The following is a 1,005-nucleotide window of genomic DNA, read 5'->3' on the forward strand; positions in this document are numbered from 1 at the left end:
GAACGAACACCTGTCAAGTCTTCCAAAACAAACATCGTACCTCTAGGGTATTTGTCAACGAGTGCCTTCGTAACTTGATGGTTTACATCAGTTACATAACGGTTTTCTCTTGACCCTAATTGTTTTAGTTTTTTACGAGCAGATGGTGTTTGTTTCTTTTGAAGTTGTTTACGAGTCGCTTTAAACTTACCACGTTTATGTTTTACAATTTTACCATTGTAGAACGTAGTTTTACCTTGACTGTCATAAGTGGTTGCAAGAAAGTTAATTCCTAAGTCTATGCCAACAATATTATTTATGTCGGCATAATCAAGTTCTGAAAAATCTTTCGTCACAGGAATATGCAAAAACCACTTTTGAAATTTATGCACTAACTTGGCAGTACCAAATTTCCAAGTGCCATTAAAATACTTCTTCATGGCTTTACGCTCATAATTTAGTTTGATACGCCCATCCAGTGTATTTACGCTAAATTTATTTTCGGTTAGCGAGTAATCTCGATTCCATACAAGGTCATATTCTGGAAGTTTAAATTCAATTAAAGACCATTCGTGTCCATTTGATTTAGCTGACTTATAACGAGCAATGACAGTTTTCATGACAGATTGAGCCATTTGACTTTTTAATCCAAATTGACCTCGTAATTGCTTGTAATACAAATCATTAAGTTTTGCTTGCTTTAAGATTTTTGTCTGAAATACATGCTTGGACAACCAATTACAAGCATTACGATAAGCATTAGTGGTTGCTATTAGATTTTTAGATTGGTCGCTAGAAACATAGATTTGTATTTTTGCAGTAATTGTAGTCATTATGTTCACCACCTTTCACTGAAATTAATTATATTATACTTTTAGTGAAGAAACAACTAAAACAGAGAAAGGAGGAGGCAAGGTGTAGGTTTCAGATACTATCGTATCTGACGGCAATTCCTCCCCCACTTATCGTTGGGCTGTCGCCCTACACACGATTGAAGTTGGGGTATCCTTGCCGATTTTTGATGAA

1 protein-coding gene is annotated in these 1,005 nt (G+C 35.3%); it reads right to left on the minus strand.

From position 1 onward, the window contains the following. Window positions 1-812 (minus strand): RNA-guided endonuclease TnpB family protein (locus LIZ98_RS17520; protein WP_227140413.1); only part of this gene is annotated, 812 nt, incomplete at its 3' end. Window positions 813-1,005 lie beyond the last annotated feature (193 nt).

Source organism: Caldibacillus sp. 210928-DFI.2.18 (assembly GCF_020554505.1).
In the GTDB taxonomy this organism is placed as follows: Bacteria; Bacillota; Bacilli; order Bacillales; family Caldibacillaceae; genus Caldifermentibacillus; species Caldifermentibacillus hisashii.